This window comes from Pseudonocardia sp. (genome assembly GCF_025965585.1).
Classification (GTDB): Bacteria; Actinomycetota; Actinomycetes; order Mycobacteriales; family Pseudonocardiaceae; genus Pseudonocardia.
Window position 1 is genome coordinate 1 of sequence record NZ_JAOPWR010000104.1, and the last position, 8409, is coordinate 8409.

The window sequence follows — 8409 nt, forward strand, 5'->3', positions numbered from 1 at the left end:
GCGGGCTCAAGGGCGCGATGAAGTCGGCCGACCGCTCCGGTGCGCGGTTCGCGCTGGTGCTGGGCGACCGTGACATCGAGGCCGGCACGGTCGGGGTGAAGGACCTGGTGTCGGGCGACCAGCAGGCTGTGGCCCTTGACGCGGTGGTGGACGACCTCCTCGGCCGCCTCGGGTGACCTCCCTGCCGATCGCCCAGCCGACCTCGCAGCCCGGGGCGCGTCCTGGCGGCGCGTCCGTGGGCCGCGCGGACGCCGCACGTGCTGCGACGTCGCCGTGAGCAGCGAGGACGCTCGGCGGTGGGACGCGAGGCACGCCGACGTCGACCACGTCGGGCCGCTGCCGCCCGATGCCCTGCGCGGGCGGTCCGAGCTGCTCCCGGCCGGTGGGCGGGCGCTCGACGTGGCCTGCGGGCGGGGCGCGGTGTCGGTGTGGCTCGCGCAGCGGGGGTTCGCCGTGGACGCGGTGGACGTCTCCGCGGTCGGCCTGGCCGCGCTCGACGGCGTGCCCGGCGTCCGGCGCGTTCACCACGACCTCGACCGCGGGCTGCCCGACGCGTGCGCCGGGCCCTACGACGTGGTGGTCTGCCAGCGGTTCCGCGACCCGTCGCTCTACTCGGCCTTCGTCGAGCGACTGGCGGTGGGTGGGCTGCTGGTCGTCACCGTGCTGTCCGAGGTGGACGACGAACCAGGCCCCTTCCGCGCCGGCCCCGGAGAGCTGCTCGCGGCGTTCGGTGGCCTCGACGTGCTCACCGCCCAGGAGGGGAACGGCGAGGCGACCGTGGTGGCGCGCCGCCCCTGACCGGGGTCTACATCGGCAGGGACTCCCGGGTCTCCCGGCTGGCCACGATCGCAGCCAGGGCCGTCGTGATGGGCACCGAGGCCACCAGCCCGATGCTGCCCACGAGCGTGCGGACGACCTCGCTCGCCACGTCCTGGGTGGTGATCACGTCGCCGAGGGGCAGGCCCGAGAGCGAGAACAGCAGCAGCAACGGCAGGGACGCGCCCGCGTACGCGAGCACAAGGGTGTTCACCGCGGACGAGACGTGGTCGCGGCCGATCCGCATCGCGGACGCGAACAGCGCCCGGGCGCCGAGCTCGGGGTTGGCCCGCCGCAGCTCCCAGACCGCGCTCGTCTGGGTCACCGTCACGTCGTCCAGCACGCCGAGTGCGCCGATGACGACGCCCGCGAGCAGCAGCCCCCGCGCGTCCACGCTGGTGCCGAGCGTGGAGATGAGCGAGGCCGTCTGCTCGTCGAGGCCGGTGAGCCGGGCCACCGCGGAGAACAGGTAGCTCAGCCCGCCGATCAGCGCGAGGGACACCAGGGTGCCGAGCACGGCCGTCGACGTCCGGGCGGACGGGCCGTGGGTCAGGTACAGCACCACGAACATGATCAGGCACGCGCCGACGACGGCGACGGCGAGCGGGTTGTGGCCGTCGAGTATCGACGGCAGCACGAACACGATGAGCACCACGAAGCTCAGCCCCAGCGCGACCAGTGCCGCGAGCCCGCGCCAGCGGCCGAGCACCAGCACCGCGGCTGCGAACAGCCCGGCGAGCCACCAGAGCGCCCCGCTGCGCTGGAAGTCGACCACGGAGTACGACCCCGGGTCCTCCGGATTGCCGCCCGACCAGCTGAGCACGATCCGGTCGCCCACCGCGTACCTCGGGGTGCTCGGCTCCACCGGCACCAGCTGGGCGAGGTCGCGGCCGGGCATCGGCCCGTCGGCCATGTGGATCACCAGTGCCAGGCACCCGTTGTCGCCGCTGCCCGGCGTGCACTCCGAGACCTTGGTGGCGGTGACCTGGCCGTCCACGGGCGTGCCGGCGCTCTTCGCCGCGGGTGTGGCGGTGGGCCACAGCACGAGCAGGCCGACGAGGGTGGCGAGCGCGCAGGGCACGAGCAGCGCGGCGATGAGGATCCGCACCCGGCGTCCGGCCGGGGCGGCGGGCGTGTGCCCGTGACCGTGTCCGTGTCCGGGCGGGAGCTGGACTGCCAGCTCGGGCTCGGACGCAGCGGCCGTCTGCGGCGGCCGGATGCGGTGGGCGGCGGGCTTCGACCAGAGCTCCTCCTCCGGGACGCGCGGCAGCGCCCGGAAGGGTTCGGTGCGGGGCTCGGCGTGCCGGGACCCGACGTTGCGCGGAGGCGCGGTCGGGGTGCCGCCCGGCGGGGTCAGCGGGACGGTGCCGGGCCTGCCGTGGCGGTGCCGTCCGGGATCGGACCTCATCGGACCCGGCGACGGACCCGGCGGCGGACCGGGGCGGTCCGGTGCGGGCGGGACCCCGGCTCGTCCGTCGGCATCCGCCCATCCTGTCAACGTCGCCCTGCGTGACGCGCAGGCATCCGCCCGGTCGGTGGTAACCCACAGCGGTGACGCCTGACGACCGGTCGATCACTGTCGGCGACCCGCAGGCGCCGGGGGCGGATGGGGATTGCGCGATGATCGAACATGTGTTCGACTCATCCCCATGCGGTGGAGCGAACAGCAGGTGCTCGAGGACGGGATCGGTGCCGAGGCGACGCTGCCGGGTCTGCGCGGGCTGCTGCGCACGGTCCGCACCCCGGAGTTCGCCGGCACGACCTTCCACGAGGTGGAGGCGCGGTCGGCGCTCAACCGGGTGCCGGGCACGTCGCCGGTCCCGTTCCGGTGGACGGTCAACCCGTACCGCGGCTGCTCCCATGCCTGCGTGTACTGCCTGGCCGGGCCCACACGGGTGCTGATGGCCGACGGCAGCACGCGCCCGATCGCCGAGCTGCGGGTGGGGGACGCGGTGACGGGCACCGAGCAGGTCGACGGCACCCGCCGCTACGTCCGCACCACGGTGCTCGCGCACTGGCCCACCACCAAGCCCGCGCACGTGGTGCGTCTCGGCGGGGGCACCGAGCTGGTCGCGAGCGGCGAGCACCGGTTCCTCACCGAGGGGGGATGGCGGCACGTGGCCGGCGGGTGGTGCGGGTCGGGGCGCCGACCGCGGTTGCGGCCGGGGAGCAGGCTGGTCGGGCCGGGCCCGATCGGGCGCGCCGGGGCGGCCGCCACCCGCTCGCGACGGCCGCACAGCGCGGCCTACCGGCAGGGCTACCTGTGCGGGCTGGTCCGGGGCGACGCCCTCGGCGGCGACGCCCTCGGGAGCGACGCCCTCGGGAGCGGGCGATTCCCGTCCGACCGCGTCGCCCTGGAGGCGCTCGGCCGGGCCCACGGCTTCCTCGCCGAACCCGCCATCCGGCCGGTCGCTGTGGCGGCCGGCGCCGGCGAGCCGGGCCGGATCCCGCGCCCGGCCGGTCGCGGTGGCATCGCCCCCGTGGACGAGGTGGTGCGCTGGCCCGCACATCCGGATGACGACTGGTGCGCCGGGTTCCTGGGCGGCCTCGCAGACGTCCGCGGCGAGGTCGAGGCCGGCGAGCTGCGGTTCACCCTCGGGACCGACCAGGAGATCATCGGCCGGGTCGCCGGTGCGCTGCACCGGCTGGGCTTCCGGTTCGCGGTCGGCCGGTCTGCCGGCGGCCGAGTGGTGCGGGTGGCAGGCGGCCCCGCCGCGCTGTTGCGGCTCGCGCAGGTCGCCGATCCGGCGGTCGGGCGCCGGCGTGACATCAGCGGGGCGCCGGTGCTCGGGGGCCCGGCGCTGGAGGTGGTCGGCGTGCGGCCGCTCGGCCTCTCGATGCCGATGTACGACATCACCACCGGCACCGGCGACTTCGTGGCCGAGGGCGTGGTCAGCCACAACTGCTTCGCCCGCAACACCCACACCTACCTCGACATGGACGCCGGGGCCGACTTCGACAGCCAGATCGTCGTCAAGGTCAACGTCGCGCGCGTGCTGGAGCGGGAGCTGCGCAGGCCGAGCTGGGGGCGGGAGCCGGTGGCGATGGGCACCAACACCGACCCCTACCAGCGCGCGGAGGGCCGCTACCGGCTGATGCCCGACGTGATCGGCGCGCTCGCACGGTCGGGCACGCCGTTCTCGCTGCTGACGAAGGGCACTGTGCTCGCGCGCGACCTGCCGGAGATCACCGCGGCGGCCGCGGACGTGCCCGTCGGGCTTGGGGTGTCGATCGCGCTGGTCGACCGCGACCTGCAGGGCAGGCTCGAGCCCGGCACGCCGTCGCCGTCGGCCCGGCTGGACATGGTGCGGCGCATCACCGACGCCGGGCTGTCGTGCGGTGTGATGGTGGCGCCGGTGCTGCCGCTGCTCACCGACTCGGCCGAGGCGCTCGACGCGCTGCTGGGGAGGATCGCCGCCGCCGGGGCCACCGGGGCGAGCGTCCTGGCGCTGCACCTGCGGCCGGGTACCCGTGAGTGGTTCCTCACCTGGCTGGGGCGGGAGTACCCGCAGCTCGTGGACCGCTACGCGCGGCTCTACCGGCGCGGCGCGTACGTCGACCCGGAGTACCGGCGCGCGCTGGGGGCGCGCGTCGGGCCGCTCCTGCGCCGCCACGGCCTCACGGGCTCGGCGACGACGCTGCGCGGCCAGGTGCCGCCCGCACCCGACCCGCCGGAGCCACCGCGGAGCGAGCAGCTGAGCCTGTTGTGACCAACTGCTGCGCCCGGGGGAAACCTGCTGGCCGACCGCCAGGGGTACACCGATAACCTCGCAGCGTGATGCGCACCCACCCCAGCGGCACCTTGCGTGCCGAGCACGTCGGACAGTCCGTGACCCTTGCCGGGTGGGTGGCCCGCCGCCGTGATCACGGCGGCGTGATCTTCATCGATCTCCGCGACGCCTCCGGCACGGCCCAGGTCGTGTTCCGGGAGGGCGAGATGGCCGAGCGCGCCCACCGGCTGCGCTCGGAGTTCGTCGTGCAGGTCACCGGCGAGGTCGTGCTCCGCCCCGAGGGCAACGAGAACCCCGACCTGCCCACCGGCGCCATCGAGGTCACCGTCACCGACCTGAAGGTGTTGTCGGAGTCGGCCCCCCTGCCGTTCCCGATCGACGGGCACAGCGAGGTCGGCGAGGAGATCCGCCTCAAGTACCGGTACCTCGACCTGCGCCGGAGTGGCCCGGCCGCGGCCCTGCGCCTGCGTAGCGAGGCCAACCGCGTCGCGCGCAACGTGCTCCACGACCGCGACTTCGTCGAGGTCGAGACGCCCACGCTGACCCGTTCCACGCCCGAGGGCGCGCGCGACTTCCTGGTGCCCGCCCGGCTGCGTCCCGGCTCCTGGTACGCGCTGCCGCAGAGCCCGCAGCTGTTCAAGCAGCTGCTGATGGTGGCCGGCACCGAGCGCTACTACCAGATCGCGCGCTGCTACCGCGACGAGGACTTCCGCGCCGACCGCCAACCCGAGTTCACCCAGCTCGACATCGAGATGAGCTTCGTCGAGCAGGACGACGTCATCGAGCTCGGCGAGACGGTCGTCTCGGCGCTGTGGAAGGAGCTGATCGGCTACGAGATCCCGCGGCCGATCGCGCGGCTGACCTACGCCGAGGCGATGGCGCGCTACGGCTCCGACAAGCCCGACCTGCGCTTCGGGATCGAGCTCACCGAGCTCACCGACTATTTCGCCGACACGGCGTTCCGTGTGTTCCAGGCGCCCTACGTCGGCGCCGTCGTGATGCCCGGCGGGGCCGACCAGCCGCGCCGGCAGTTCGACGCGTGGCAGGAGTGGGCCAAGCAGCGCGGTGCGCGCGGCCTGGCGTACGTGACGGTCGGGCAGGACGGCGAGCTCGGCGGTCCCGTGGCCAAGAACCTCTCCGACGCCGAGCGCGACGGGCTGGCCAAGGCCGTCGGCGCCAACCCGGGCGACGCGATCTTCTTCGCCGCCGGCCACCCGTCCGACGCCCGGGCGCTGCTCGGCGCGGCGCGCGGCGAGATCGCCCAGCGCTGCGGCCTGGTCGACGAGAACGCGTGGTCGTTCGTCTGGGTCGTCGACGCCCCGATGTTCGAGCGGGTCCGTGACGACAAGGGCAACGAGCTGGGCTGGACGGCGGTGCACCACCCGTTCACCTCGCCCAACGCCGACTGGACGGACCGCTTCGAGGAGGCGCCCGACCAGGCGCTGGCCTACGCCTACGACATCGTGGCCAACGGCAACGAGATCGGCGGCGGCTCGATCCGTATCCACCGCTCGGACGTCCAGGAGCGCGTGTTCGCGCTGCTGGGCATGGACGAGGCCGAGCAGCGGGAGAAGTTCGGCTTCCTGCTCGACGCCTTCCAGTACGGCCCGCCGCCGCACGGCGGCATCGCGTTCGGGTGGGACCGCATCTGCATGCTGCTGACGGGTTCCGAGTCGCTCCGCGAGGTGATCGCGTTCCCGAAGTCGGGCGGCGGCTTCGACCCGCTGACCCAGGCCCCCGCCCCGATCACCCCGGAGCAGCGCAAGGAGGCCGGCGTCGACGCGCTGCCCGCGCCGGAGGCGGCGCCCACCCCGCAGCAGGGCTGATCACGCGGTCGTGCAGCACCTGAGGGTGATCACGCCGTCCGCCCGCACCGGCGACGTGCGCGACCTGCTGCTCGCCGAGCCCGGCGCCACGCACGTCACGGTGCTGCCGGGCGCGGCGGTGCAGCCCCAGGGGGACGTGGTGGAGGCCGACGTCACCCGCGAGGCCGTCGACGGCGTGCTCGGCGCGCTGCGGGAGCTCCGCATCGACCGCAGCGGTGGCGTCACTCTGGAGACGATCGACACCACGCTGTCCGACCTCGCCGACGCCGCCGAGGAGGAGGTGCCCGGCGACCCGAACGACGCGATCGTCTGGGACGAGCTGGTGGCCCGCACCGGCGAGGACTCGCGGCTGTCGATCGGCTATCAGGCGTTCCTGACGATCGCGTGCGTGCTCGCGGCGATCGGTGGGGTCACCGACTCCCCGGTGACCGTCGTCGGCGCGATGGTGCTGGGGCCGGAGTTCGGGCCGCTCGCGGCCGTCGCAGTCGGCATCGTGCTGCGCCGCGGCGATCTCGTCCGACGCGGGGCGCTCGCGCTCGGCGCCGGGTTCCCGCTGGCGATGCTGGTGACGGCGCTCGCGGCCATCGTCTTCGACGCCACCGGGCTGTTGTCCACCTCGGCGCTGGACAACCTGCAGCAGACCGACTTCATCTACGAGGTCGGCTGGTTCTCCCTCATCGTCGCCCTGCTCGCGGGCGCCGCCGGGATGCTGGCGCTGACCTCCGCGAAGTCGGCGTCGCTGGTCGGTGTGTTCATCTCGGTCACCACCGTGCCGGCCGCGGCGTTCGCGTCGGTGGCGCTGGTGGAGGGCCGCTACGACGAGGCGCTCGGGTCGGCGCTGCAGCTCGTCGTCAATGTGGTGGGGATCGTGGTCGCCGCGGTGGCGGTGCTGATGCTGTCGCGTCGCCGGACGGCGCGTGGGCGGGGATTGCGCCGGCTCTCCGCGGGGTAAGGTCGACGTGATGGATGACGACCTGGGCAGATTCCCCAGGCCGGTGCTCGCTGCGCTGGCCGCGGCGGAGCGGTTGCTCACCCGGAGGGCCGGAGCAGGCGTCGTCCTGGCCGATCCCGAGGACCTCGGGGGCAGCGACCGCTCGGTCGTCGCGCGGGCCAGGGTCGCGCGCAACCCGTTCTCGCTGCCGCGCACGCTCGTCGTGAAGCACTACCTGGGCGACCCGGATCCCGGCCGGCCCGACCCGTTCCACTACGAGGTGGCGAGCTGCCAGCTGTTCACCGCGCTCCCAGCCGACGCGCGGCCCAGCCCGGTGCTCATCGCGCACGACCCGCAGGCCCGCCTGCTCGTGCTGGAGGACCTGGGCCGCAGCTCCACGCTCGCCGACAAGCTGTTCGGGCCCGATCCGGCGGCGGCCCAGCGGTGCCTGCTGAGCTGGGCGCGGGCGCTGGGGCGGATGCAGGCGGCCACCGCGGGCCGGGAGAACGACTTCGGCGCCCTGCTGCGCCGCCTCGGGGAACGCGCCTGGCGCGACCCGATGGCGGAGGACGCCCGCCTCGCCTTCGCGGGGGTGGCGGGCCTGCTGGCGCAGGAACTGGGTGTCATCGTGCCGGCCGCCGCCGCGCAGGAGGCCCACGACACGGCGCGGCTGCTGGGCAGCACCCGGTTCCGCGCGTTCAGCCCGTCCGACACGTGCCCGGACAACAACCTCGTCACCAGCCGGGGCGTGCGGTTCGTCGACTTCGAGTGGGGCTGCTTCCGCGACGTCGCGCTCGACGCCGCCTACTTCCGCGTGCCGTTCCCCGGCTGCGAGGCGAGCTTCGCGCTGCCCGACGGCATGGCCGACAGCATGCTCGAGGCGTGGCGCAACGAGATCGCGGCCGTGTGGCCCGACCTCGACGAGTCCGCGGTGCTGGAGCACCGGCTGTTCGACGCGCAGCTGCTCTGGGTCTGGCTCTGCACCTGGTGGATGCTGCCGCGGATCCGCGTCAAGGACATGCCCGTCGGCAACGACCCGATGCGCTCGCCGCGGATCAGCACCGCGCTCGCCCACTACTGGCGGGAGCTGGCGGTGGCAGCGGAG

General features: G+C 74.4%; 7 protein-coding genes. 6 read left to right on the forward strand and 1 reads right to left on the reverse strand.

The features are described from left to right. The coding region (locus JWR81_RS06595) for a His/Gly/Thr/Pro-type tRNA ligase C-terminal domain-containing protein (protein ID WP_297648139.1) at positions 1-176 on the forward strand (176 nt) is incomplete at its 5' end. Positions 177-273: 97 nt separating this feature from the next. Further along, the gene (locus tag JWR81_RS06600) at positions 274-798 is read left to right on the forward strand and encodes a methyltransferase domain-containing protein (RefSeq protein WP_297648116.1); all 525 of its coding nucleotides are present in this window, start codon (positions 274-276) and stop codon (positions 796-798) included. A gap of 7 nt (positions 799-805) precedes the next feature. Here JWR81_RS06600 and JWR81_RS06605 read toward each other — a convergent pair whose 3' ends face one another. Continuing rightward, positions 806-2224: a YibE/F family protein gene (locus tag JWR81_RS06605; protein ID WP_297648119.1), complete on the reverse strand. Its 1419-nt coding sequence runs from the start codon at positions 2222-2224 to the stop codon at positions 806-808. Positions 2225-2465: 241 nt separating this feature from the next. Here JWR81_RS06605 and JWR81_RS06610 point away from each other — a divergent pair, with 241 nt between their 5' ends. From JWR81_RS06610 to JWR81_RS06625, 4 genes are all read left to right on the forward strand, one after another. Further along, the gene (locus JWR81_RS06610; protein WP_297648122.1) at positions 2466-4526 is read left to right on the forward strand and encodes an intein-containing Rv2578c family radical SAM protein; all 2061 of its coding nucleotides are present in this window, start codon (positions 2466-2468) and stop codon (positions 4524-4526) included. 65 nt (positions 4527-4591) lie between these two features. Beyond that, positions 4592-6373, forward strand: a complete 1782-nt coding sequence (gene aspS, locus JWR81_RS06615) for an aspartate--tRNA ligase (protein ID WP_297648132.1) — start codon at positions 4592-4594, stop codon at positions 6371-6373. 28 nt (positions 6374-6401) lie between these two features. Next, on the forward strand, positions 6402-7325 hold the full coding sequence (locus tag JWR81_RS06620; RefSeq protein ID WP_297648142.1) for a DUF389 domain-containing protein: 924 nt from the start codon (positions 6402-6404) through the stop codon (positions 7323-7325). Positions 7326-7335: 10 nt separating this feature from the next. Next, positions 7336-8409 (forward strand): hypothetical protein (locus JWR81_RS06625; RefSeq protein WP_297648135.1); only part of this gene is annotated, 1074 nt, incomplete at its 3' end.